Origin of the sequence: Nocardiopsis aegyptia, from assembly GCF_013410755.1 — a bacterium.
Classification (GTDB): Bacteria; Actinomycetota; Actinomycetes; order Streptosporangiales; family Streptosporangiaceae; genus Nocardiopsis; species Nocardiopsis aegyptia.
Window position 1 is genome coordinate 5720182 of record NZ_JACCFS010000001.1, and the last position, 24767, is coordinate 5744948.

At 72.3% G+C, this 24767-nt stretch carries 23 protein-coding genes and 1 riboswitch; of the genes, 16 read left to right on the forward strand and 7 right to left on the reverse strand.

Annotated features, from left to right (window positions below):
- Positions 1–4: 4 nt before the first annotated feature.
- Together thiS and thiO are read right to left on the reverse strand one after the other, a co-directional pair.
- On the reverse strand, positions 5–220 hold the full coding sequence (gene thiS / locus HNR10_RS25610; protein ID WP_179827811.1) for a sulfur carrier protein ThiS: 216 nt from the start codon (positions 218–220) through the stop codon (positions 5–7).
- Entirely contained in the window at positions 211–1458 is a 1248-nt protein-coding gene (gene thiO, locus HNR10_RS25615; protein ID WP_179827813.1) for a glycine oxidase ThiO, read from the reverse strand. Before thiO ends, thiS begins: the two co-directional genes overlap by 10 nt.
- A riboswitch (TPP riboswitch) is annotated at positions 1427–1538 on the reverse strand. Its footprint overlaps the gene before it by 32 nt.
- Positions 1539–1604: 66 nt before the next feature.
- Between thiO and HNR10_RS25620 the strand changes: the two genes are divergently transcribed.
- Together HNR10_RS25620 and thiE are read left to right on the forward strand one after the other, a co-directional pair.
- The gene (locus HNR10_RS25620) at positions 1605–1982 is read left to right on the forward strand and encodes a helix-turn-helix domain-containing protein (RefSeq protein ID WP_179827815.1); all 378 of its coding nucleotides are present in this window, start codon (positions 1605–1607) and stop codon (positions 1980–1982) included.
- 256 nt (positions 1983–2238) lie between these two features.
- Complete coding sequence (thiE, locus tag HNR10_RS25625; RefSeq protein WP_179827817.1) at positions 2239–2913, forward strand: thiamine phosphate synthase; 675 nt, start codon at positions 2239–2241, stop codon at positions 2911–2913.
- 71 nt (positions 2914–2984) lie between these two features.
- Here the strand turns inward: thiE and HNR10_RS25630 are convergent, their stop codons facing one another.
- From HNR10_RS25630 to HNR10_RS25640, 3 genes are all read right to left on the reverse strand, one after another.
- Complete coding sequence (locus tag HNR10_RS25630; RefSeq protein ID WP_179827819.1) at positions 2985–3878, reverse strand: SDR family oxidoreductase; 894 nt, start codon at positions 3876–3878, stop codon at positions 2985–2987.
- 67 nt (positions 3879–3945) lie between these two features.
- Entirely contained in the window at positions 3946–5229 is a 1284-nt protein-coding gene (locus tag HNR10_RS25635) for a DUF418 domain-containing protein (RefSeq protein WP_179827821.1), read from the reverse strand.
- Positions 5230–5364: 135 nt separating this feature from the next.
- Positions 5365–6447: a polyprenyl synthetase family protein gene (locus HNR10_RS25640; RefSeq protein WP_179827823.1), complete on the reverse strand. Its 1083-nt coding sequence runs from the start codon at positions 6445–6447 to the stop codon at positions 5365–5367.
- Between the two features lie 158 nt (positions 6448–6605).
- Between HNR10_RS25640 and metF the strand changes: the two genes are divergently transcribed.
- Positions 6606–7562, forward strand: a complete 957-nt coding sequence (metF, locus tag HNR10_RS25645; protein ID WP_179827825.1) for a methylenetetrahydrofolate reductase [NAD(P)H] — start codon at positions 6606–6608, stop codon at positions 7560–7562.
- Here the strand turns inward: metF and HNR10_RS25650 are convergent.
- Together HNR10_RS25650 and bldD are read right to left on the reverse strand one after the other, a co-directional pair.
- The gene (locus tag HNR10_RS25650; RefSeq protein ID WP_179827827.1) at positions 7471–8088 is read right to left on the reverse strand and encodes a GNAT family N-acetyltransferase; all 618 of its coding nucleotides are present in this window, start codon (positions 8086–8088) and stop codon (positions 7471–7473) included. The genes metF and HNR10_RS25650 overlap by 92 nt on opposite strands.
- Before the next feature lie 273 nt (positions 8089–8361).
- Positions 8362–8856, reverse strand: coding sequence for a transcriptional regulator BldD (gene bldD / locus HNR10_RS25655; protein ID WP_053615297.1), 495 nt, complete (start codon positions 8854–8856; stop codon positions 8362–8364).
- Positions 8857–9414: 558 nt separating this feature from the next.
- Between bldD and pyrR the strand changes: the two genes are divergently transcribed.
- The 13 genes from pyrR (at position 9415) to metK (ending at position 24749) form a co-directional block, all read left to right on the forward strand.
- A complete protein-coding gene (gene pyrR / locus HNR10_RS25660; protein WP_179827829.1) occupies positions 9415–10008 on the forward strand; it encodes a bifunctional pyr operon transcriptional regulator/uracil phosphoribosyltransferase PyrR in 594 nt (197 codons plus the stop codon).
- Positions 10008–10916, forward strand: a complete 909-nt coding sequence (locus tag HNR10_RS25665; RefSeq protein WP_179827831.1) for an aspartate carbamoyltransferase catalytic subunit — start codon at positions 10008–10010, stop codon at positions 10914–10916. Before pyrR ends, HNR10_RS25665 begins: the two co-directional genes overlap by 1 nt.
- Positions 10917–11028: 112 nt before the next feature.
- Positions 11029–12330, forward strand: a complete 1302-nt coding sequence (locus tag HNR10_RS25670) for a dihydroorotase (RefSeq protein ID WP_179827834.1) — start codon at positions 11029–11031, stop codon at positions 12328–12330.
- Positions 12331–12380: 50 nt separating this feature from the next.
- Positions 12381–13526, forward strand: coding sequence for a glutamine-hydrolyzing carbamoyl-phosphate synthase small subunit (gene carA / locus HNR10_RS25675; protein ID WP_179827841.1), 1146 nt, complete (start codon positions 12381–12383; stop codon positions 13524–13526).
- Between the two features lie 10 nt (positions 13527–13536).
- Positions 13537–16842 (forward strand): carbamoyl-phosphate synthase large subunit, encoded by a 3306-nt coding sequence (gene carB, locus HNR10_RS25680; protein ID WP_179827847.1) that lies wholly within the window; start codon positions 13537–13539, stop codon positions 16840–16842.
- 120 nt (positions 16843–16962) lie between these two features.
- The gene (locus tag HNR10_RS25685) at positions 16963–17862 is read left to right on the forward strand and encodes a dihydroorotate dehydrogenase electron transfer subunit (RefSeq protein WP_053615317.1); all 900 of its coding nucleotides are present in this window, start codon (positions 16963–16965) and stop codon (positions 17860–17862) included.
- 76 nt (positions 17863–17938) lie between these two features.
- Positions 17939–18880 (forward strand): dihydroorotate dehydrogenase, encoded by a 942-nt coding sequence (locus HNR10_RS25690; RefSeq protein ID WP_179827856.1) that lies wholly within the window; start codon positions 17939–17941, stop codon positions 18878–18880.
- A gap of 304 nt (positions 18881–19184) precedes the next feature.
- The gene (gene pyrF / locus HNR10_RS25695; protein WP_179827858.1) at positions 19185–19898 is read left to right on the forward strand and encodes an orotidine-5'-phosphate decarboxylase; all 714 of its coding nucleotides are present in this window, start codon (positions 19185–19187) and stop codon (positions 19896–19898) included.
- A gap of 325 nt (positions 19899–20223) precedes the next feature.
- Positions 20224–20547, forward strand: coding sequence for an integration host factor, actinobacterial type (mihF, locus tag HNR10_RS25700; RefSeq protein ID WP_121179861.1), 324 nt, complete (start codon positions 20224–20226; stop codon positions 20545–20547).
- Between the two features lie 311 nt (positions 20548–20858).
- Positions 20859–21446: a guanylate kinase gene (gene gmk, locus HNR10_RS25705; protein WP_179827860.1), complete on the forward strand. Its 588-nt coding sequence runs from the start codon at positions 20859–20861 to the stop codon at positions 21444–21446.
- Positions 21447–21546: 100 nt separating this feature from the next.
- A complete protein-coding gene (gene rpoZ / locus HNR10_RS25710) occupies positions 21547–21813 on the forward strand; it encodes a DNA-directed RNA polymerase subunit omega (RefSeq protein WP_053615306.1) in 267 nt (88 codons plus the stop codon).
- Positions 21814–22113: 300 nt separating this feature from the next.
- Positions 22114–23307 (forward strand): bifunctional phosphopantothenoylcysteine decarboxylase/phosphopantothenate--cysteine ligase CoaBC, encoded by a 1194-nt coding sequence (gene coaBC / locus HNR10_RS25715; protein WP_179829964.1) that lies wholly within the window; start codon positions 22114–22116, stop codon positions 23305–23307.
- A gap of 248 nt (positions 23308–23555) precedes the next feature.
- Positions 23556–24749, forward strand: a complete 1194-nt coding sequence (metK, locus tag HNR10_RS25720; protein WP_179827862.1) for a methionine adenosyltransferase — start codon at positions 23556–23558, stop codon at positions 24747–24749.
- The last annotated feature ends 18 nt before the right edge of the window (positions 24750–24767 follow it).

Below are 24767 nucleotides of genomic sequence, written 5' to 3' on the forward strand. Positions count from 1 at the left end.
GTTCTCAGCCTCCCTGGACGGCGGTCAGGACGTCGACGCGGTCGCGGGCGCGCAGGGTCGTGTCGCTCCACGCGGCCCGGCGCACCACCTCGTCGTTGAGGGACACGGCGATGCCGCCGGGGACGGCGCCCTCGGCGGCCCCGGTCAGCTCGCGCACGACCGACTCCACGGTGGTGTCGGACGTGACGTCGCGGGGGGCGCCGTTGATGATCAGTTCCACTGCTCCTCCAGGGTCGTGCTGTGGCTGTCGCCGCGGTCGCCGCCGCCGGGTGCGCGGTCGGCGGCGAAGCGGCGCGCGTGGTCGGGCAGCGTGCCCGCCGTGAGGACCTGGGCCATGACCTCGCCGGTGACGGGGGTCAGCAGCACCCCGTGCCGGAAGTGCCCCGTGGCCAGGTGCAGGCCGGGGACACGGGTGGGGCCCAGGAGGGGTTCGTTGTCGGGCGAGCCGGGCCGCAGGCCCACACAGGCCTCGGTGACCTCCAGTTCGGTCACACCGGGCACGAGCTCGCGCGCGTCCCTCAGGACCTGCCAGAGGCCGCCCGCGGTGAGAGAGGTGTCATAGCCCAGCTCCTCCTGGGTGGCGCCGACGACCACCTCGCCGTCCGCGCGCGGCACGAAGTAGACGGGAAAGCCCCTGACCAGGCCCCGGACGGTGCGGTGGACGAGCGGCGGCTCGCCGTCGGGCACCCGCATGCGCAGCAGCTGGCCCTTGACCGGGCGCACCGGCGGCACGACGGGTTCGGGGACCGCGATCCGGTCGCTCCAGCAGCCCGCGGCCAGGACCACCTGGTCGGCGGGCAGGGTCCGGCCGTCGGACAGCCGCACTCCCAGGCGGGCGCCGTCGGGGCCGGGACGCAGGACCTCCTCCGCCCGCGCCGCGACCTCGGCGGCGCCGGCGCGTGATCCGGCCTCGGCCAGGGCCCGCAGCAGCAGCCGCGGGTCGACGGAGTGGTCGTCGGGGGCCAGGACCCCGCCGCGCACGGACGGGGCGAGCATCGGTTCCAGCCGACGGCACTCGCGGCCGGTGAGCCGTTCCGCGGCCACGCCCAGGCGCTGTTGCAGGGCGTGCAGGTCGGTCAGCAGGGCCAGGTCGTCGCGGTCGTAGGCGACCAGGAGCGTGCCGGTGGCGCGGTAGCCGACCGGGCGTCCGGCGGCCCGTTCAAGTTCGGTGACGAAGTCGGCGAACATCCCGGCGGAGCGCATCGCGAACTCCATCAGGGGTTCCTCGCCGAACATGGCCTCGGTGGCGGGGGTGAGCATGCCGGCGGCGACGGTGGAGGCGGCACGGGCACCGCCCGGATCGGTGAGGGGGTCGGGTTCGACGACGGTGACCGGCAGGCCCAGGCCGGCCGCCCGCCAGGCGGTCACCCGTCCGGCGAGTCCGCCTCCGACCACGACGACGCCGTGTTCCCCGGAGTTGGTGGGCATGGTGCTCGCTTCCACTCCCTTCGCCGGCATGATCCGGATCAGGTTCGTGCGGTCGGAGGCTCACAGCCTCCCTCTCAGCCGGGTCCCACCCGGCTCCCGCGGGATGTTCGGTTCTGTCCCCATCCTAGGCCAGAGCGCTCGGGAGGGTCTCGTCACGGTGCTCCCGGCCCGCGCGGATGTGGCAGATTGGAGGGGTGACACAAAGCGACAGCGACATCGACACCCTGGTCGGCACCTGGCTGACCCTCAAGGAGGCGGCCCAGCCGCTCGGCGTGAGCCCGAACCGGATCAAGACGCTGATCCGGGAGAACCGCCTGATGGGCGTGGTCCGCCAGGGACAGCTCTCCATCCCGGCCGACTTCGTCGACGGCCACGACCTCGTCAAGGGACTCCCCGGCACCCTCGTCCTGCTGACCGACGCCGGCTTCTCCACGGAGGAGGCCCTGCGCTGGCTCTTCACGCCCGACGAGACGCTGCCCGGCACGCCCATCCAGGCCATGAGGGAGAACCGCGGCACCGAGGTGCGCCGGCGCGCCCAGGGCCTGGCCTTCTGACGCTGCCCGCAGGGCGCCCAGCTCCCCTCACGGTGACCACAGGGGGTTGTCCGGGTCGAAGCGAGGCACGAGCGGAGGACCCGAAGAAAGCAGGGGGTGAGGGGCGCGCCGGTGCCTGCAGGAGGAGTCTCTGCCGCCGGCGCGGAACGAGCCAGGCAGTAGCGACGACGAAGGAACCGGCGTGAAGCGCCCCGAACCGGCACGCCGGGGCCTCCCGCTCTTGGGCGCCCATGCCGCAGCGCCTAGGGTGGGGCGTGTGAGGACCAGCCACGGAACCAGCCTGCGCAAGCGCCTGGACGCATCCCTTCTGTACCTGTGCACCGACGCCCGGACCGATCGCGGCGATCTCGCGGAGTTCGCCGACGCCGCCCTGGCCGGAGGGGTGGACATCATCCAACTCCGCGACCGGGGCCTGGACACCCGGGAGGAGATCGCCGCCCTGGAGGTGCTGCGGGGCGCCTGCGAGCGGCACGGGGCCCTGCTCGCGGTCAACGACCGCGCCGACATCGCGCGTGCCGTGCGCGCCGACGTCCTGCACCTGGGCCAGCGCGACCTCCCCGTTCCCATGGCGCGGGACGTCATCGGCGCCGACCCGGTCATCGGGCGCTCCAACAACGACCCCGAGGCCGCCGCGGCCTCCGCCGAGGAACCCGGCAGCGACTACTTCTGCGTGGGCCCCGTCTGGGAGACGCCCACCAAGCCGGGACGCCCCGCGGCCGGGCTCGAACTGGTCGAGCGGGCCGCCGCCCTGGGCACCGACCGCCCCTGGTTCGCCATCGGCGGGATCGACTCCGACAACATCGGCCGGGTCCTGGAGGCCGGGGCCCGCCGGGTCGTCGTCGTGCGCGCCGTCACCGAGGCCGAGGACCCGCGCGCCGCCGCCGCCGTGCTGCGCGCCCACCTGCTCGAATACGCGCAGGCGGCCACCTGACCGTTCCGGGCGGGTCCCGCGGACCCGCCCCGCCGGCCCCGGTCGTCGTGGCGCCGACCGGGGCACGGAGATCAGACGGACACGTGTGACAGAGCGCTCGGGTGGCGGCGCAGGAACCCCTCGATGGACTGTGCGGGGTGGCCGGTGAGCGTGGGCACGGTGGGCGCGACCACGTCCATCTCTCCGGCGGCGATCGCCGCGTAGGAGGAGGCCCAGCCCTCGGCGGCCCATTCCGGGGCCCCTCCGGCGCGGCGCGACTCCAGCGCCTCCTCCCAGGTCTCGGGCACGTAGCGCACGGTGCGGCCGGTCAGGGCGCTCAGTTTGTCCACGGTCGCACCGAGCGTCAGGGCCTCGGGCCCGGTGACGTCGTAGGTCGTCCCCTCGGCGAGGGCCGCCCGTTCCGGGTCGGTCAGGACCGCCGTGGCCACGTCCGCCACGTCGTCCCGGGACACCCACGCGGCCCGGCCGTCTCCGGCCGGGCCGCGGATCACGCCCTCCCCGTCCACCCAGTCGGGCAGCAGGTCCAGGAAGAGGCCGGGTCTCAGGAAGGTGTGCCCCACGCCGGTCGCCCGGATGTGCGCCTCCGTGAAGAAGTGCGTGCGCGCGAACGTGAAGGTCGCCGCGGGGCCGGCCCGCAGGAAGGACAGGTAGACGATCCGGGACACCCCGGCCTTGACCGCGCCGTCCACCGCGCTCAGGTGCTTGTCGATCCGGTCCTCGGACTCGGTCGCCGGGACCAGGAGGAGCGTGTCCACGCCGCGGCACGCCCGTTCGAAGCCGGCGGTGTCCTCGTAGGCCGCCATCGCCGCGGTACTGCCGGGGTACTCCGGTGCCCGGTTGAGATCCCGGACGATGAGCCGCTGCGGAAGGCCCAGCCGCGCGATCCTGGCGGCCACCCGACCGCCCAGCGCTCCGGTGGCCCCGGTCACCCCTATGGTGTGGTTTGTCATGTGATCGTCGCCCATGACTCCTCATCCTGAGGGACGCGGGGCCGCCGGGCACTCAGCGGCACGCCCTTTTTGCGGCATCCGGTCAGCGGCTGGTGCGCTCTTGGTCCTCACCGGTGCCGGGCGGCGTCCCCGCGGCCGCCGGTGCCGCGGTCGTCCGCTGGTAGGACATGCGGCGCAGCAGGACCTCGGCCGGGCCGCGCCGGTCGGCCCGCTCCATCGCGTAGGCGGCGGCCACCGTGGCCAGCCACACCCCGACCGCGTAGAGGGCCATGCTCCACGACGTCAGGTGCGCGCCCAGCCCCAGCCCCCAGGCGGCCAGGATCGGCGCGCACAGCACGGACTGGCCCAGGTAGGAGGTCAGCGAGCGCTTGCCGGTCGCGGTGAGCGCGGTCAGGACCGCGCCGGGCTCGCGATCGCGCGACTGGATCCGGTGCGCGACCAGGGCGATGAGCGCCACGTACCCCAGGCCGCCGGCCAGGCCGGTGATCGTGTGCGGCATGGCCAGCAGGGTGGCGCGCGCCTCGTCGAGCTCCCAGACCCCGACCTGGGCCAGCGCCTCGGGCAGGCCGCCGATCCACCCCGTGGCCAGGCCCGCGACCGCCACGGCGCGCAGCAGGCGCAGGTGGCGGCCCGGCTCCTCCAGGATCCGGCGGCGCGCCGCCCAGAAGCCCAGCAGGATCGCGGCCGGCACGGTCAGCCCCAGCAGGCCCTGGCCCACGACGACCATCGGCCACACCGTGACACGGCTCACCGCGGCCGCGACCAGGGACGGGTCGGCGATGCTGGCCGACATGAAGTCCAGGTCGAGGCCGCCCGACTCGCCGCCGGGCGGGGCGAAGGCGATCGCCAGCACGCTCGCGGCCGACATCAGCGCCATGAGCCCCACCAGGACACCGGACCACACCAGCAGGGTGGTGTCCCGGCGCCGGAAGAACAGCCAGCACAGCACGAGCCCGGCCAGGCCGTAGGCGCCCAGGACGTCGCCCATCCACAGCAGCAGGGCGTGCCAGAAGCCGAAGATCAGCAGCCACAGGTTGCGCCGCCGCAGCAGCGCGTCGACCGCGCGGGGGTCGGATCCCGCCGCCTCCTGCCGGGCGGCCAGCTGCACCATCCCGTACCCGAACAGGAAGGCGAACATCGGATAGCTGCGCGAGTCCACCATGACGACGGTGATGAACTGCGAGACCGCGTCCAGGGGGCCCTCGGGATCCGGATGGGCGTTCCCCCCGGTCATCGGCTGCGCCCACAGATACCAGGTGGAGTTGGCGATCGCGATGAACAACAGCATGAAGCCGCGTGCCAGGTCGGGCGCGAGCGCCCGCTCACCCCGGCCGACCGGCCCTCGCGACGTGCTCGCGCGTGTCATGGACTGTGCCCCGTTCTCTACGGTTCGCGATATGTCTTCTCACCGATTCAAACGGGGCCGGCACCGGGGCACAACCGGAGCCGGGTCGGGGGAACCACCCAGATCTCCCCTAGGGGACGGCACGCGGCCCGGGGCTCAGTGGGTGCGCGCGGTCGCGGCCACCACGAGCTCGCGCAGCGGCCTCCGGGCGGCTTCGTCCAGCTCCGGGCTCTCCAGCGCGGTGACCGCCTCCCCGGCGTAGCCCTCGATCATCTTCTCGCAGGCGTCCAGCGCCCCCGAGCGCTCGATGAGCGAGCACATCCACGCCACCGACTCCGCCGACAGGTCCGGCGCGCCCAGCAGCGAGCGGAACCGCTCGCCGTCGGCGGCCTCCGCACGGGCCAGGGTCTCGGCGACGATCAGCGTGCGCTTGCCCTCGCGCAGGTCGTCCCCGGCGGGCTTGCCGGTGGTGCCCGGGTCGCCGAAGACCCCCAGGACGTCGTCGCGCAGCTGGAAGGCGATGCCGAGCGGGATCCCGTAGGCGGTGTAGACCGCGCCCAGGCCGTCCAGGCGCCCGGCCAGGGCCGCGCCCACGTGCAGCGGGCGCTCCACCGTGTACTTCGCGGACTTGTACCGCATGACCCGCAGGGCCGCCTCGCGCGAGGCCGTGCCCCGCACCTGCTCCAGCGTGTCCAGGTACTGCCCGGCCATCACCTCGGTGCGCATGGCGTCGAAGGGCGGCCGGGCCTCCCGCAGCGTCGGCAGCGGGAAGCCGCTGGCCTGGAACATCTCGTCCGACCACGACAGGCACAGGTCGCCGATGAGGACCGCGGCGCCCCGGCCGAACTCGTCGGCGTCGCCGCTCCACCCGTGGTCGGAGTGCAGCGCGGCCAGGCGCTTGTGGGTGGCGGGCAGCCCGCGCCGGGTGTCGCTGTTGTCGATGACGTCGTCGTGGATGAGCGCGCAGGCCTGCAGGAACTCCAGCGCGGCGGCGGCGCGGGCCACCCGGTCGTCCTCGGCGGCGCCCCCGGCGCCCCGCCAGCCCCAGTAGAGGAAGGTCGGGCGCAGGCGCTTGCCGCCGGCGATCATCGCCTCCAACGCGTCCATGGCCGGCGCGAGCTCCTCACCGATCGCCAGGACCTGGGCGCGGTGGTCGGCGCAGAACGCGGCCAGCTCCCGGTCCACGGCGGAGCGGATCGCGGTGACGGGTGAGGCGGAAGAGGAAGAAGAAGGGGCCATACCAGCACAGTAGCGGCTGTCGCGCCGGTGGGAGCGCGGCTCGGATCTCTCGTGGGGGCGGGCCGCCGCGGTGGCGATCCTGACATTCTCTGGGGAGATCTCACGTACTGGGACGTCTCCTCCACGGTGTCCGGGAGTCCTCGCCTAAGGTTGGAGTCATGCTCGCTGCACCGACACGCCCCGTGGCGCTCCGAAACCCCACGCCCCGCCCTCGGCACATCCGAGAACTGCTCCACGCGGGCGAGCCGCTGTTCTCCTTCGAGTTCTTCCCGCCGCGCTCCCAGCAGGCGCAGGAGCGGCTGTGGCGCGCGATCCGCGAGATCGAGGCCCTGGGCCCCTCCTTCGTCTCCGTCACCTACGGGGCGGGCGGCAGCACCCGCGGCATGACCGTCGAGACCACCGAGCGCATCGCCACCGACACCACGCTGCTGCCGGTCGCGCACATGACCCTGGTCGACCACTCGGTCGCCGAGCTGCGCCACCTCATCGGCCGCTTCGCCGACGCGGGCGTGTCCAACATGCTGGCCGTGCGCGGGGACCCGCCCGGCGACCCCGACGGCGAGTGGGTGCGCCACCCCCAGGGGCTCACCTACACCGAGGAGCTGGTCCGCCTGCTCAAGGACAGCGGTGACTTCTGCGTGGGTGTGGCGGCCTTCCCCTACAAGCACCCCCGCTCGGCGGACGTGGAGACCGACACCGATCACTTCGTGCGCAAGTGCGACGCCGGCGCGGACTACGCCATCACCCAGATGTTCTTCGACCCGGAGGACTACCTGCGGCTGCGCGACCGCGTGGCGGCGCGCGGGTGCGAGATCCCGATCATCCCCGAGGTCTTCCCGGTGGTGCGCACGTCCTTCATCCCGCGCTCGGAGCAGCTGTCGGGCGCGAAGTTCCCCGCCGACCTGGCGGCGAAGTTCGAGAGCTTCGGCGACGACGCCGAGGCCGTGCGCGCCTTCGGCATCGAGTACGCCCAGCGCATGTGCCAGCGGCTGTTGGCCGAGGGCGCGCCGGGCATCCACTTCATCACCTCGAACCGGTCCACGGCCACCAGGCAGATCTATCAGGAGGTCTCCGGGCGTCGGGGGGAGCGCTCAGCGGGAGCCGCGCGGCCATGATCGCGAAGGGCTGATCGGAGCTGCCGGGGAAGGTGAACTCCTCCAGCACCTCGGTGAACCCGCACGAGAGGTACAGGTGGCGCGCCACGGAGGGGCCCGCGCGCGTGGACAGCACCGCGGTGCGCTCGGGCCGGTCCCGGCACAGGGCGTGCAGCATGGCCCGGCCGATGCCGTTGCCCTGCGCGTCCGGCCGGACGTGGACCTCGGCGATCTCCAGGGGGTCGGACAGGTAGCGTCGCACCGCGCGGGGCCGGCCGTGGGCGCGCAGTCCCTCCACGACGGTGTCGTGCCACCACTGGCCGGGGCGGCCGTGGAAGGCGTAGGCGAATCCGACGGCGTCCGAGCCGCTCAGCGCGGTGACGGAGCGGAACCCGGGGTAGGCGGCGTGGCTGTTCATGATGGCGGCCCGCCCGGGCAGCTGTTCCGGGGGCGGGCGCATGGCCGCCTCGTAGATCTCCAGGAGGGCGGGGACGGCGTGCGCGAACGCCCGTGGGTCCAGTTCGCGCAGCTCGGTGTCGTCTACCACGGACCAACCCTATGCCCGCCCGGTCCGCGCGGGTGCTTGACGACCCGCGCGGGCTGCGGTTAACTGGGCGTATCGAACATGAGTTCGATCATCGCCGGTTCGGCCGGCGGAGCGGCGGCGCGGCCGGCTTGGGGAGGGGAAGCCCCAACGCCCGGTCGCGCCGCTCTCGTTCACGGCTCTCGCGTGCCGGTCCCGGGAGCGGGGGGAGCCGACACGACGAGAACCGGCAGGCCTGGGCGGCTACCGGTTCTGGTCAGTGCGGGAGCGCCCCGGTCAGAAGGCGTCGACGGCCCGGCGCGCCTCGGGGTCGAGGACGCCCCAGTTGATGAGCTCCTCGGTCAGGTCCGAGGGCGACTTGTCGTAGATGACCGCGAGTGAGCGCAGGTCCTCCTGGCGGATCGACAGCACGCGCCCGTTGTAGTCGCCGCGCTGGCTCTGGATGGTCGCCACGTAGCGCGACAGCGGGCCCGCCTTCTCCTGCGGGACCTGCTGCATCCGCTCGAGGTCGATGACGAGCTTGGGTGTGGGGCCCAGGGGTGTGGGTGCGGCGCCGCCGGGCAGCAGCTCCGACATCGGGACACCGTAGAAGTCGGCGAGCTCGGCGAGCTTCTGGACAGTGACCGCACGGTCGCCACGTTCGTAGGAGCCGACCACGACGGCCTTCCAGCGCCCGTGGGACTTCTCCTCCACCCCGTGCAGGGACAGGCCCTGCTGGGTGCGGATGGCACGCAGTCGCGCACCGAGGGACTTCGCGTATTCGGATGGCATGTTCTTGTCGCTCCCGGCCGTGACGGTGGCTGGATCGGTGGGGGATGTGGACCGTTCGTTCGCCCGCCCGGCTGAGCGGACCGGCAGTTCGGTGACGGGGCGCAACCCCACCCGGTATTGATTACAGACAGTGACGCTAGGACGGTCTGGCTCCCAGGTCAAGCCGTTGGGGTGAAACGCGACTAATCAGTGGCCAAACCGTGTGTAGGTGAGACTCCTCTCATGTCCGGATCGTTCAGGACGAGTGAGGGCACATCGGAAGGGCGAAAAGCCCGCTCCTGCAGGGAATTTCAGCTTTTGCACCAGGTAAGGGCGTATCCGTCTTGTCATGATTTGGCTACTCTCGGGCACGAAACCGCCCACTTGGGGTGTGACCAGAGTCACACTCCTCGCGGTGGCCTCCGCCCTCATCTCGGGCTTCGTGATCGTCGCTGGTAGCGTGGGGGCATCGACATCCTTTAACGACCTGTTCTGTGAGGCAGGGAAGGGGTCATTACTTTGTGTGCGCGAAAACAAGCAAGAGGTGACAGTGGGGGCGGGTCCCCGGCGTCACCGGAGGTGCCCGACGGCACCCGGGCCGTCCTCGACGGCCCCGAGATCAACCGGGCCCTGACCCGCATCGCCCACGAGGTGCTCGAACGCACCAAGGGCGGGGAGGACGTGACCCTCCTGGGCATCCCCTCCCGCGGCGTCCCGCTCGCCCAGCGCCTGGCGCGGCGCATCGAACGCGTCGAGGACCTCGCCGTCCCGGTCGGATCCCTCGACATCACCATGTACCGCGACGACCTGCGCCTGGCACCCGCGCGGGCCCTCGGCCGGACCGAGATCCCCGTCGGCGGACTCGACGACCGCGTCGTCGTCCTGGTCGACGACGTCCTCTTCTCCGGCCGCACCGTGCGCGCCGCCCTGGACGCCCTGGGCGACCTCGGGCGCCCCCGCGCCGTCCAACTCGCCGTCCTGGTCGACCGCGGCCACCGCGAGCTGCCCATCCGCGCCGACTACGTGGGCAAGAACCTGCCCACTTCCCTGCGCGAGAACGTCACCGTGCGCCTGGAGGAGACCGACGGGCACGACGCCGTCCTCCTCGGACCCGCGCACCCCCGGCCCGGTGCCCCCTCCGCCCGCCCCGCCGCCACCGAGGGGAACGACTGATGCGCCACCTGCTCTCCACCGGTGACCTGTCCCGCGACGAGGCCACCCTCATCCTCGACACCGCCGAGGAACTCGCCCAGGTCGGCGACCGCTCCGTCAAGAAGCTGCCGACCCTGCGCGGCCGCACCGTGGTCAACCTGTTCTACGAGGACTCCACCCGCACGCGCACGTCCTTCGAACTGGCCGCCAAGCGCCTGTCCGCCGACGTCATCAACTTCTCCGCCAAGGGCTCCAGCGTCTCCAAGGGCGAGAGCCTCAAGGACACCGCGCTCACCCTGCAGGCGATGGGGGCCGACGGCGTCGTCATCCGCCACAGCGCGTCCGGCGCCGCGCACCGGCTCGCCAACTGGGTCGACGGCTCCGTGCTCAACGCGGGCGACGGCACCCACGAGCACCCCACCCAGGCGCTCCTGGACGCCTTCACCATGCGCTCCCGGCTCGGCCGCCTGGAGGGCCTGCGCGTGGCGATCGTCGGCGACATCCTGCACAGCCGCGTCGCCCGCTCCAACGTGCTCCTGCTCACCACCCTGGGCGCGCACGTGACCCTGGTCGCGCCGCCCACCCTGCTGCCGGTCTCGGTCCACACCTGGCCGTGCGAGGTCTCCTACGACCTGGACGACGTCCTGCCCAAGTCCGACGTGGTCATGCTGCTGCGCGTCCAGGCGGAACGCATGCACGAGTCCTTCTTCCCCTCCGAGCGCGAGTACAGCCGGCGCTTCGGACTCGACGGCGAACGCCTGGGCCGCATGCCGCAGGACGCCATCGTCATGCACCCCGGGCCGATGGTGCGGGGGATGGAGATCTCCGCCGAGGTCGCCGACTCCCCGCGCTGCACCGTCACCGAACAGGTCGCCAACGGCGTCAGCCTGCGCATGGCCGTGCTCTACCTCCTGCTCGGCGGGTCCTGAGAGACCGGCACCGGCACCCCCGTACCGCCACGGGGCGCCTCCGCGCGCCCGCGTGAAGCCCGGGCGGCCACACAGACTGACTCCACACGAACCACGAGGAAGCCACACCGCGATGCCCGACAACCACGCACCGCACCTGATCCGCGGCGCCCGCCCGCTCGGCGGCGACCCCGTCGACCTCCTGCTCTCCGACGGGAGGATCGCCGAGATCGGCCCCGGGCTGACCGCCCCCGAGGGCGCCGAGGTCGTCGACGCCGCCGGCCTGGTCGCCCTGCCCGGCCTGGTGGACCTGCACACCCACCTGCGCGAGCCCGGCCGGGAGGACGCCGAGACCGTCGCCACCGGATCGCGCTCGGCCGCCATGGGCGGCTACACCGCCGTGCACGCCATGGCCAACACCGACCCCGTCGCCGACACCGCCGGCGTCGTCGAGCAGGTCTGGCGCCTGGGCCGCGAGGCCGGGTACTGCGACGTGCGCCCCGTCGGCGCCGTCACCGTCGGCCTGGCCGGCGAGCGCCTGTCCGAGATCGGCGCCATGGCCGACTCCGCCGCCCGCGTCCGCGTCTTCTCCGACGACGGCATCTGCGTCTCCGACGCCCTGCTCATGCGGCGCGCGCTGGAGTACGTCAAGGCCTTCGACGGCGTCGTCGCCCAGCACGCCCAGGAGCCCCGCCTGACCGAGGGCGCCCAGATGAACGAGGGCCGCGTCTCCGACCGCCTCGGCCTGCCCGGCTGGCCCGCGGTCGCCGAGGAGGCGATCATCGCCCGCGACTGCCTGCTCGCCCAGCACGTCGGCTCCCGGCTGCACGTGTGCCACGTCTCGACCAAGGGCTCGGTCGACATCATCCGCTGGGCCAAGGCGCGCGGCTGCGACGTCACCGCCGAGGTCACACCCCACCACCTGCTCCTCACCGACGAGCTGGTGGAGAGCTACGATCCGATCTACAAGGTCAACCCGCCGTTGCGCACGGCCGACGACGTCCGGGCGCTGCGCGAGGGGCTGGCCGACGGCACGATCGACATCGTCGCCACCGACCACGCGCCGCACCCGGCCGAGGCCAAGGAGACCGAGTGGTCCACGGCCGCCATGGGAATGGTGGGCCTGGAGACCGCGCTCGCGGTGGTGCAGGAGACCATGGTCGACACCGGCCTGCTGACCTGGGCCGAGGTCGCCGAACGCATGTCCGCCGCCCCGGCCCGCATCGGCCGGGTCGACGGGCACGGACGCGGCCTCGCCGCCGGTGAGCCCGCCAACGTCGTCCTGTACGACCCCGCGGCGCCCGTGGCGGTGGACGGGGGAGCCATGGCCACCAAGAGCGGCAACACGCCCTTCCGGGGCATGACCCTGCCGGGCCGTGTCCAGGCCACGTTCCTGCGCGGCGTCCCGACCGTCCTGGAAGGCAAGATCAAGTGAGCAGAGCAGAGAACGCCCAGGCACACCCTGGCGCGGCGGAGGGGGACAACGTGTCCGAGGCAACCGGCGGACCGGCGATTCTGGTGCTCGAGGACGGCCGCGTCTTCCACGGCCGCTCCTTCGGCGCCGTCGGCGAGACCTTCGGCGAGGCCGTCTTCAACACCGGCATGACCGGCTATCAGGAGACCCTCACCGACCCCTCGTACCACCGGCAGATCGTCGTGATGACCGCGCCGCACATCGGCAACACCGGTGTCAACGACGACGACCCCGAGTCCGGCCGGATCTGGGTCGCCGGGTACGTCGTCCGCGAGCCCGCGCGCATCCCCTCCAACTGGCGTGCCGAGCGCACCCTCGACGAGGAGCTGCGCCGCCAGGGCGTGGTGGGCATCGCCCTCACCGGCACCCGCGCCCTGACCCGCCACCTGCGCGACCGGGGCGCCATGCGCGCCGCCGTCAGCTCCGTGGAGACAGACCCGAAGGCGCTGCTCGCCCGCGTCCTGGAGCAGCCGGCCATGGCCGGCTCCGACCTGGCCGCCGAGGTCAGCACCGACGCGCCCTACGAGATCCTGCCGCCCGAGGGCGTCGCGACCCGCTTCCACGTCGCCGCCGTCGACCTGGGGATCAAGGCGATGACCCCGCAGCGCCTGGCCGAGCGCGGCTGCCGCGTCACCGTGCTGCCCTCCTCGGCCACCGCCGAGGACATCCTCGCCCTGGACCCGGACGGCGTCTTCTTCAGCAACGGCCCCGGCGACCCCGCCACCGCCGACGGCCCCGTCGCGGCGATGCGCGGGGTACTGGACGCGGGCACGCCCCTGTTCGGCATCTGCTTCGGCAACCAGATCCTGGGCCGCTCCCTGGGCCTGGGCACCTACAAGCTCCGCTTCGGGCACCGCGGCGTCAACCAGCCGGTCCGCGACACCCGCACGACCAAGGTCGCCATCACCAGCCAGAACCACGGCTTCGCCGTCGACGCTCCGCTCGATGAGCCCTTCGACACCCCCTACGGCCGGGCCGAGGTGAGCCACATCGGCCTCAACGACCAGGTCGTCGAGGGCCTGCGGCTGCTGGACCGCCCCGTGTTCAGCGTCCAGTTCCACCCGGAGGCCGCCGCCGGCCCCCATGACGCCGCCGCACTCTTCGACGAGTTCTGCGACCTGATGTCCGCCCAGCCCGCACCGGCTGCCAAGCAGTAAGAGGAAGAGCATGCCGCGCCGTAGTGACCTTTCATCCGTCCTCGTGGTCGGTTCCGGTCCGATCGTCATCGGGCAGGCGGCCGAGTTCGACTACTCGGGCACCCAGGCCTGCCGTGTCCTGCGGGCCGAGGGCCTGCGGGTCATCCTGGTCAACTCCAACCCGGCCACGATCATGACCGACCCCGAGATCGCCGACGCCACCTACGTCGAGCCGATCACGACCGAGATGATCGAGAAGATCATCGCCAAGGAGCGCCCCGACGCCCTGCTGCCCACCCTGGGCGGCCAGACCGCGCTCAACGCCGCGGTCGCCCTGGACGAGTCCGGGGTCCTGGCCAAGTACGACGTCGAGCTCATCGGCGCCAACATCGAGGCCATCCAGTCCGGCGAGGACCGCGAGTCCTTCAAGGGCATCGTCGAGCGCATCGGCGGGGAGTCCGCCCGCTCGCGCATCTGCCACACGCTCCAGGAGTGCCTGGACGCCGCCGAGGACCTGAACTACCCGGTCGTGGTGCGCCCCTCCTTCACCATGGGCGGCGCCGGGTCCGGCTTCGCCCACGACGAGGCCGAGCTGCGCCGCATCGCGGGCCAGGGCCTGGCCCTCTCGCCGACCACCGAGGTGCTCCTGGAGGAGTCCATCCTCGGCTGGAAGGAGTACGAGCTGGAGCTGATGCGCGACACCAACGACAACGTCGTCGTCGTGTGCTCCATCGAGAACCTCGACCCCATGGGCGTGCACACCGGTGACTCCATCACCGTGGCCCCCGCCATGACCCTGACCGACCGCGAGTACCAGCGGATGCGCGACATCGGCATCGCGGTCATCCGCGAGGTCGGCGTGGACACCGGCGGCTGCAACATCCAGTTCGCCGTGCACCCGACCACCGGCCGGATCATCGTCATCGAGATGAACCCGCGCGTGTCCCGCTCCTCGGCGCTGGCCTCCAAGGCCACCGGCTTCCCGATCGCCAAGATCGCCGCCAAGCTCGCCGTCGGCTACACGCTCGACGAGATCCCCAACGACATCACCCGGGAGACCCCGGCCAGCTTCGAGCCCACGCTCGACTACGTGGTCGTCAAGGTCCCCCGGTTCGCCTTCGAGAAGTTCCCCGGCGCCGACCCCGGCCTCACCACGACCATGAAGTCCGTGGGCGAGGCCATGGCCATCGGCCGGTCCTTCCCCGAGGCGCTGCAGAAGGCCATGCGCTCCCTGGAGAAGGCCGGCGTCGGCCTGACCTGGGCGGGCGAGCCCGGCGACAAGGACGAGCTGCTGCGCCGGGCCGCGACCCCGACCGAGCACCGGCTCCGCCAGGTCCAGCAGGCCCTGCGCGCCGGCGCCACCGTCGAGGAGCTGCACGAGGCCACCCGCATCGACCCCTGGTTCCTGGACCAGATGCTGCGCCTGGAGGAGGCCGCCCGCGACCTGGCCGCCGCGCCCAAGCTCGACGCCGACCAGCTGCGCGCCGTCAAGGGGCTGGGCTTCTCCGACCTCCAGATCGGCGAGATCACCGGCAAGCCCGAGGAGGTCGTGCGCGAACTGCGCCACGCCCTGGGCGTCCACCCCGTCTACCTCACCGTGGACACCTGCGCCGCCGAGTTCGCCGCGCAGACGCCGTACCTGTACTCCAGCTACGACGAGGAGACCGAGGTCCCCCAGGGCGAGCGGCCCAAGATCATCATCCTGGGCTCGGGGCCCAACCGCATCGGCCAGGGCGTGGAGTTCGACTACTCCTGCGTCCACGCCTCCTTCGCGCTCTCCGACGCCGGCTACGAGACCGTGATGGTCAACTGCAACCCCGAGACCGTCTCGACCGACTACGACACCAGCGACCGGCTCTACTTCGAGCCGCTCACCCTGGAGGACGTGCTGGAGGTCGTGCGCGCCGAGCAGCTCACCGGCACCGTCGCCGGCGTCATCGTCCAGCTGGGCGGCCAGACCCCGCTGGGACTGGCCCGCCGCCTCAAGGACGCGGGCGTGCCCATCATCGGCACCAGCCCCGAGGCCATCGACCTGGCCGAGGACCGCGGCGAGTTCGGCAAGGTCCTGGCCAGGGCCGGACTGCCCGCGCCCAAGTACGGCACCGCCTACTCCTTCGCCGAGGCCAAGACCGCCGCCGACGAGATCGGCTACCCGGTCATGGTCCGCCCGTCCTACGTGCTGGGCGGGCGCGGCATGGAGATCGTCTACAGCGAGTCCATGCTCGCCGACTACATCAAGCGCAACGCCGAGGTCAGCCCCGAGCACCCGGTGCTGATCGACCGCTTCCTCGACGACGCCATCGAGATCGACGTCGACGCCCTCTACGACGGCCGCGACCTGTACCTGGGCGGCGTCATGGAGCACATCGAGGAGGCCGGGATCCACTCCGGGGACTCCGCGTGCACCCTGCCCTCCATCACCCTGGGCAGCGACGACATCGAGCGGATCCGCTACTCCACCGAGGCCATCGCCCGCGGCACCGGGGTGCGGGGCCTGCTCAACGTCCAGTACGCGCTCGCCTCCGGCGTGCTCTACGTGCTGGAGGCCAACCCGCGCGCCTCGCGCACCGTGCCGTTCGTGTCCAAGGCCACCGCGGTGCCGCTGGCCAAGGCCGCGGCCCGCGTCATGGCCGGGACCTCGATCGCCGACCTGCGCACCGAGGGCATGCTGCCCGCCTCCGGTGACGGCGGCGACCTGCCCGCCGACGCCCCGGTGTCGGTGAAGGAGGCCGTGCTGCCCTTCAACCGGTTCATCAACAAGGAGGGCGAGGGCGTCGACACCATCCTCGGCCCGGAGATGCGCTCCACCGGCGAGGTCATGGGCCTGGACGTGGAGTTCGGCGCGGCCTACGCCAAGTCGCAGCTGGCCGTCAACGGCTCGCTGCCCACGCGCGGCAAGGTGTTCGTCTCGGTCGCCAACCGCGACAAGCGCTCGATGATCTTCCCGGTCAAGCGCCTGGCCGACCTCGGCTTCGAGATCCTCGCCACCGAGGGCACCGCGGTGGTGCTGCGCCGCAACGGCGTGCACGCCACGGTGGTGCGCAAGCACAGCGAGGGCACCGGCCCCGAGGGCGAGCCCACCATCGTGCGGCTCATCCACGAGGGCGGCGTCGACCTGGTCGTCAACACCCCCTTCGGCGGGGCCGGGCAGTCCGGACCCCGTCTGGACGGGTACGAGATCCGCACCGCGGCCGTCCTGCGCGGCATCCCGAGCGTCACCACCGTGCAGGGACTGGCCGCGGCGGTGCAGGCGATCGAGGCCCGGGTGCGCGGTGACGTGGGTGTGCGCTCCCTCCAGGAGCACGCGAGCGCCCTCACCGAGCGCCGCGAGGCCTAGGCTGTACGTCCGGGCCGTATCCGCCGGATACGGCCCTCGGACGGGCTGTAGAGTGCGGGCGCCGCGGGCTTCCGGCCCGGGCGTCCGCACCGCCGAGGTGAGAGAGGTTTGCGCCACACCATGAGCGACAACGGACCGGTGCAGGTCAGGTGCCCCGTGCTGAACGTGCGCAGGGTGGACGCCTACTACGCCATCACCGTCGTCGCCCCGGGCATAGCCGAGCGCTTCCGCTCGGGCCAGTTCGTCTCGGTGTCGGTGGGCGGCGACCACTCCAGCACGCTGCTGCGCCGGCCCTTCGCCATCCACGACGTCAAACCCGACTACGGCGGCACCGTCGAGTTCCTGTTCTCCGTGCGCGGGACCGGCACCGCCTGGCTGGCCGAGCGAAGATCGCGCGACCTGCTCGACGTGGTCGGCCCGCTCGGTCGCCCCTTCCCGCTGCCCCGGGACCCGGTCAACTGCGTGCTGGTGGGCGGCGGGTCCGGCAGCGCCCCGCTCTTCCCGCTGGCGCAGTCGCTGCGCCGGCGGGGCTGCCGGGTGGACTTCGTCCTGGGCGCCGCCTCGGCCGACCGGGTGTTCAGCGCGATCACCGCCCGCCGGGTGGCCGAGACCGCGGTCTTCACCACCGACGACGGGTCCTTCGGCACGCGCGGGCGCGTCACCGACGTCCTGGGACGGGTCATCGAGGAGGCCCGCTCCGACGTGGTCTACGCGTGCGGCCCGATGCCGATGCTGCGCGCCGTCACCGCCGTGGCCGGCACGCACGGCATCCCCGTCCAGGTCTCGGTCGAGGAGACCATGGCCTGCGGCACCGGGATCTGCATGACCTGCGTGGTCCCCGTGGTGGGCGATGACGGCATCACCCGCATGGTGCGCTCCTGCGTGGACGGTCCGGTCTTCCGGGGCGAGCAGGTGCGCTTCGACGACGTCGGCTCGATCCCCTTCGACGCTCTGGGCGCGCCCGGGTGGAAGGGCTCCAGCGCCGCGCGCGCCGCCGAGTCGGCGCGCGACATCGCCTGAGCGCCCCTCCGCCCCGCCCTTCCCGAACCACGGCGCCGCGAGAGCAGCGCGACACCGACGAGCGAGCAGAAGGACCGTGAACGCAGACCTCAGGACGCGGCTGGGCGGCTTGGACCTGCCCAATCCCGTGGTGACCGCCGCCGGGTGCGCCGGAGCGGGGCGCGAGCTGGCCCAGTTCTTCGACGTCGCGCAGATCGGCGCCGTCACGACCAAGTCGGTGATGCTGGAGCCGCATGCCGGGCGCCCCGCGCCGCGCATGGCCGAGACGCCGAGCGGGATGCTCAGCACCACGGGCATGCAGGGGCCGGGCGTGGACGTGTTCCTGCAGCGGGACCTGCCGTGGCTGCTGTCCCGGGGCGGCCGGGCGATCGTGTCCATCGCCGGCGCGGGCGTGGGCGAGTTCGGGGAGCTGGCCCGCCGGGTCTCCGACGCCGAGGGCGTCAGCGCCATCGAGGTCAACCTGTCCTGCGCCAACCACGCCGACCCGGCGGGCCGCTACTTCGCCGACGACCCGGCCCAGGCCGCCGCCGTGGTCCAGACGGTGCGCTCGCACGCACGCTCGGACCTGCCCGTGCTCGCGAAGCTCTCCGCCGACGTCCCCGACGTGGTGGACCTGGCGGGGGCGTGCGTGGCCGCCCGCGCCGACGGCCTGACGATGATCAACACCGTGCGCGGCATGGCGGTGGACTCCCGCACGCTGCGCCCGGCCGTCGCCGGGGGCATGGGCGGGCTGTCCGGGCCGGCGCTGCGCCCGATCGCGGTGGGGTGCGTCTACCGGGTCCACGAGGCCCTGCCGGACGTGCCGATCATCGGTGTGGGCGGGGTCCGCACGGGGGCGGACGTGATCGAGTTCATGGCGGCGGGCGCGAGCGCCGTCGCGGTGGGGACGGTCAACTTCTCCGATCCCTCCGCCTGCGCCCGCGTGCTCAGGGAGTTCACCGAGGCCCTCGACGCGCGGGGCATCGCGCGCGCCCGGGACCTGGTGGGCGCCGCCCACCGGCCAGGGACCGGGGTCTGAGGCGCGAGGACAGGGGTCGGCAGGCCCCTGACCGGCCTGAACGGCCCTGAGAGGGCTCTGTACGACCAGCGGGGGACATCCCGGACAACTGGGTCGGCGCGGCGAGGAAAGCGCGCCTGCGGCCGTTTGGGCCGCTGTTACGGGGAAGTGATCCTCTCGGGGCGCATGAAGTGACTCATCCGGGGAACCGCACACCATGGTGGTGTGCACATGACAGCGAACGTGCATCCTCGAGTACGGCTGTAAGCACGTCCGGGGATGCCGACGCCGGCACCGAGCCGGTGGCACACGAATGGAGAACCGCATGACCGCGCCTTCCGCGCCAGCTCCGATCGCCGTGGCGATCGACGCGAACGACATCGAGACCGCCGCGACCTGGGCGTCCGCGGTCGCGCCGCACGTGAGCACGGTGAAGGTGGGCCTGGAGCTGTACCTGCGGTACGGGCCCGAGGTGATCAGCGCGACGCGCGGCGCCAACCGGGTCAAGGTGTTCCTGGACCTGAAGCTGCACGACATCCCCGCCACCGTCGCGGGCGCGGCGCGCAGCGTCGCGGGCCTGCGGCCCTCCATCCTCACCGTGCACGCCGGCGGGGGAGCGGACATGGTCCGGGCCGCGGTGGAGGCCGCGCCGGACACCAGGATCGCCGGGGTGACGGTGCTCACCTCGATGGGCGAGAAGGACCTGGAGGAGATCGGGCTCCTGGGGCCGGCCCGCGACGCGGTGCGGCGGCTGTCGGTTCTGGCGGTCGGGGCGGGGGCGCGGGCGCTCGTCTGCTCGCCGCAGGAGGTCGCCATGGTGCGCGCGGAGGTGGGCCCCGACATCACCCTGATCACCCCGGGCGTGCGCCCGGCGGGAGCGGACCGGGGCGACCAGTCGCGCGTGGCCACGCCGGAGGAGGCCATCGAGGCGGGGGCGGACCTGCTGGTGGTCGGCCGCCCGATCACGCGGGCCCCGGACCCGGGCGCGGCGGCCGCCTCGATCGCGGCGGCCGTCCGGCGCGCCGGTGTGCGGGTGTAGCGGATGAACGCAGCGGGCTCATCACGCGCAGTTATGTCTTACGGACGGTCACGAAATAGGTGTGTCCGAAACCCGGTTTCGGCGCCCGAGAGTGACCCGGGTCACCCCTCTGTGACCTGCGCTGGTGGCACGCGTGCTGGGGCCTTCAATCGGGACTAAGGTCCTCATTTTCGTCTCAGGCCGCAATTGCATCATTACTCTGCGTAGTTCCTTCGATGAAATAGCCGCTGAAAGGGCACTTTACGTTGCCTAACAGGGGTCAGACCTACTAACTTGCGCAGGCGTCCGCCCTCTACAAACGAGTAGAAATCCGAGGTGACCCGGCGTGGCCCTTCCTCCCCTCACACCCGAGCAGCGCACCGCGGCTCTTGAGAAGGCCGCCAAGGCCAGAAAAGAGCGAGCGGAGGTCAAGAACAAGCTCAAGAACGGCGGGATCTCGCTGTCCGAGGTGCTTTCCAACGGCCTCAAGGACGACGTCATCGGGAAGATGAAGGTTTCGGCTCTGCTCGAATCCCTTCCCGGCGTCGGCAAGGTCCGTGCCAAGCAGATCATGGAGCGGCTCAACATCGCTGAGTCGCGCCGTGTACGGGGTCTGGGCACCAACCAGCGTGCCGCCCTTGAGGACGAGTTCGGCGACCTCACCAAGTAGGACCAAGTAGGACCCGGACAACGCAGTGCTCCGGTCTCGCCGCGTCCCCCACAGTCGCGGCGGAGCCCCCGCCGCGCAGGCGGCCGGGCCCGGATGAGTGGCATCCCCGCGCCGCGGTCGGCGGGCGGTCGGCCCCAGGTCGAACCGTCCGCCGCACCGCGGCGCGGTGGTATAACTGGGACTTCCCGCGAGTGTTCGCGGACGATCCCGCACACCAGTCGCCCGCCGCGCCCCGGCACGGGAGGTTCGCGGTTCCCGGCAAGCCCGCGGAACCCGCGCGCGGCGGCCCCGAAGGGAAGCCAGAAACACACATGCCTGAGCTCGGATCCCAGTCCCGTCCGGCCGCGAAGCGGCTGACCGTCCTGTCCGGTCCGTCGGGTGTGGGCAAGAGCACGGTCGTCGCCGGCATCCGCCGCGAGCACCCCGAGGTGTGGCTGTCGGTGTCGGTGACCACGCGCAGGCCCCGCCCCGGAGAGAAGGACGGCGTCCAGTACCACTTCGTCTCCGACGAGGAGTTCGACCGGCTCGTCGCCGAGGGCGAACTACTGGAGTGGGCCCAGTTCGCGGGCAACCGCTACGGCACCCCGCGCGGCCCCGTCGAGGAGCGGCTCGCCGCCGGCACCCCGGTCCTGCTGGAGATCGAGCTCCAGGGCGCCCGCCAGGTGCGCGAGTCCATGCCCGACGCCCTGCACGTCTTCCTGGCCCCGCCCTCGTGGGAGGAGCTGGTCCGCCGCCTCACCGGCCGCGGCACCGAGAGCGACGAGGTCATCCAGCGCCGCCTGGACGTCGCCAAGGTCGAACTCGCCGCCGAGAAGGAGTTCGACACCACACTCGTCAACACGTCCGTACGGGACGTGTGCGCCGACCTGCTAGCGTTGATCACCGCGCCCAAGGTGTGATAGCGAGGCGGGCCGAGCCCGCCGCGCCGCATCCGGGCGCGTCCGACCGAACACGTCACGGCTTTCGACGAGCCGGAGACCGTCCCTGGGGGTATTCAAAGTGGCTGGTACCGAGCCCGTCGCCGAAGGCATCACCAACCCGCCCATCGACGACCTGCTGCAGCTGGTGGACAGCAAGTACAGCCTGGTCACGATGGCCTCCAAGCGGGCCCGCCAGATCAACGCCTACTACGCCCAGCTGGGCGAGGGCCTGCTGGAGTACGTCGGCCCGCTCGTGGAGACCCACGTGCAGGAGAAGTCGCTCTCCATCGCCCTGCGCGAGGTCAAGTCCGGCCTGCTGACGGCGGAGCCGTACGAGGGCGCCTGATAGACGCGTTCTTCGCGCTTTCCGGTGTGGCCCGCTCGTTCCTCGCGGACCCCACCTCCAAGCACTCCAGAACGCGTCGGCGCCCTCGTCTGTGCTTTCTTCGGGCCTCCGCTCGTTCCTCGCTTTGGCCCGGATAGACCCCCTGTGGTCGGGGCAGGCTGGACCGCCTGAACCTTCACTGGCTGGGGTTCCGTAGGGCCGTGCGTGCACCTTCGACCCACTGGGAGCCCGCGGGATGATGGGGCGGGACGGGGCCTGGTAGAACTCCTAGGTGTGAGTGAGACACGAACCGTTCCCCAGGTGGTCCTCGGCGTCGGCGGCGGGATCGCGGCCTACAAGGTCTGCGAACTGCTCAGACGGCTGACCGAGTCCGGTCACCAGGTCAGGGTGGTGCCCACCGCCGACGCGCTGCGCTTCGTCGGCGAGCCCACCTGGGCCGCCCTGTCCGGCCGACCGGTCTCCACCGGAGTGTGGGACGAGGTCCACGAGGTCCCGCACGTGCGCATCGGCCAGTCGGCCGACCTCGTCTTCGTGGCCCCGGCCACCGCCAACATCCTGGCCAAGGCCGCGGCGGGACTCGCCGACGACCTGCTGACCAACACCCTCCTGACCGCTCGGTGCCCCGTCGTCTTCGCGCCGGCCATGCACACCGAGATGTGGGAGCACCCCGCGACCCGGGCGAACGTGGCGACGCTGCGCTCGCGCGGCGCGATCGTCCTGGAGCCCGCGGAGGGGCGCCTCACCGGCGCCGACACCGGACGGGGCCGCCTGCCCGAGCCCTCTGAACTGTTCGAGGCGGCGCGCCGGGTGCTGCGGCGGGGCGCGGCCGATCCCGACCTGGGCGGGCGCCGCGTGGTGATCTCCGCCGGGGGCACCCGCGAGGCCATCGACCCGGTGCGCTACATCGGGAACCACTCCTCGGGCAAGCAGGGCTACGCGCTGGCCCGGACCGCCGCCGCCCGCGGCGCCGAGGTGACCCTCGTCTCCGCCAACGTGTCCCTGCCCGACCCGGCCGGCGTCCGCGTCGTGCGGGTGGAGTCGGCCCGGGACCTGGCCGGGGCGATGGACGCCGAGCGGGTGGGGGCCGACGCGGTGGTCATGACCTCGGCCGTGGCCGACTTCCGCCCGGCCAGCAGCGCCGCTTCGAAGATCAAGAAGTCGGGGGCCGCGCCCGCCCCCGTCGAACTGGTCGAGAACCCCGACGTCCTGGCCGGCCTGGTCGCCTCCCGGGAGAAGGAGGGCCTGGCCCAGACCATCGTCGGCTTCGCGGCCGAGACGGACGACGTCATCGCCAACGGGCGGGCCAAGCTGGCGCGCAAGGGCTGTGACCTGCTCGTGGTCAACGAGGTCGGGGGCGGCCGCGCCTTCGGTACCGAGGACAACCAGGCGGTCGTGCTCGGCGCGGACGGAACCGCCGTGGAGATCCCCTTCGGCCCGAAGGAGGACCTGGCCGACCGGGTGTGGGACCTGGTCGTGCCGCGCCTGCCATCCTGAGGGCGCGACCCCTGGAAGGGGAGAACCGCAGGGTCGGGGACTGGATTCCTACCGCCGAGTACGCCAGACTTCCCTCGGAAGCCCGTGACGACCACCGGCCGACCACGGGATTACCGTCCCCACCGGTCCCGTTAGAGTGGACTGAAAACCAACCGTGTCAGTCGGCATTGAGCGCCCCGGCCGGGAGCCTGGGCGGGCGTGCCGCACCGACCATGTCAGCCAGCAGCCGCTGCAAGGAGTCACGCAACGTGTCCCGCCGCCTTTTCACCTCCGAGTCGGTCACCGAGGGCCATCCCGACAAGATGGCCGATCAGATCAGTGACGCGATCCTCGACGCGATGCTCACCACCGACCCCCGGAGCCGGGTCGCGGTCGAGACACTGATCACCACCGGTCAGGTCCACATCGCGGGCGAGGTCACCACCCAGACCTACGTCGACATCCCCGCGATCGTCCGGGAGAAGATCCTGGAGATCGGCTACGACTCCTCCGCGAAGGGGTTCGACGGTGACTCCTGCGGGGTCAACGTCTCCATCGACGCCCAGTCCCCGGACATCGCCCAGGGCGTGGACACCGCGTACGAGGCGCGGGTCGAGCACGAGGACGACAGCCTCAACCGCCAGGGCGCCGGCGACCAGGGCCTGATGTTCGGGTACGCCAACCGCGAAACCCCCGAGCTCATGCCGCTGCCGATCAAGCTGGCGCACTCGCTCTCCGAGCGACTGGCCGAGGTCCGCCGCAACGGCACCGTCCCGTACCTGCGTCCGGACGGCAAGACCCAGGTGACGGTGGAGTACGAGGGCCAGACCCCCGTGCGCCTGGACACCGTCGTGGTCTCCAGCCAGCACTCCGCCGACATCAACCTCGACGAGATGCTCGCTCCCGACGTGCGCGAGCACGTCATCGAGCCGGTCGTGGCCGCGTTCGGCCTGGCGGCCGACGACTACCGGCTGCTGGTCAACCCGACCGGCCGCTTCGAGATCGGCGGCCCCATGGGCGACGCCGGCCTGACCGGCCGCAAGATCATCGTCGACACCTACGGCGGCTACGCCCGGCACGGTGGCGGCGCCTTCTCGGGCAAGGACCCGTCGAAGGTGGACCGCTCCGCCGCCTACGCCACGCGCTGGGTCGCCAAGAACATCGTGGCCGCCGAGCTCGCCGAGCGTGCCGAGGTCCAGGTCGCCTACGCCATCGGCAAGGCGCACCCGGTCGGTGTGTTCATCGAGACCTTCGGCACGGAGAAGGTGGCTCCCGAGCTGATCGAGAAGGCCGTCAAGGAGGTCTTCGACCTGCGTCCGGCCGCGATCGTGCGCGACCTCGACCTGCTGCGCCCGATCTACTCCAAGACGGCCGCCTACGGCCACTTCGGCCGCGAGCTGCCGGAGTTCACCTGGGAGCGGACCGACCGCGCGGCCTCGCTGCGGTCGTTCGTGGGCGCCTGAGCCCACTCCCTCCGTCCC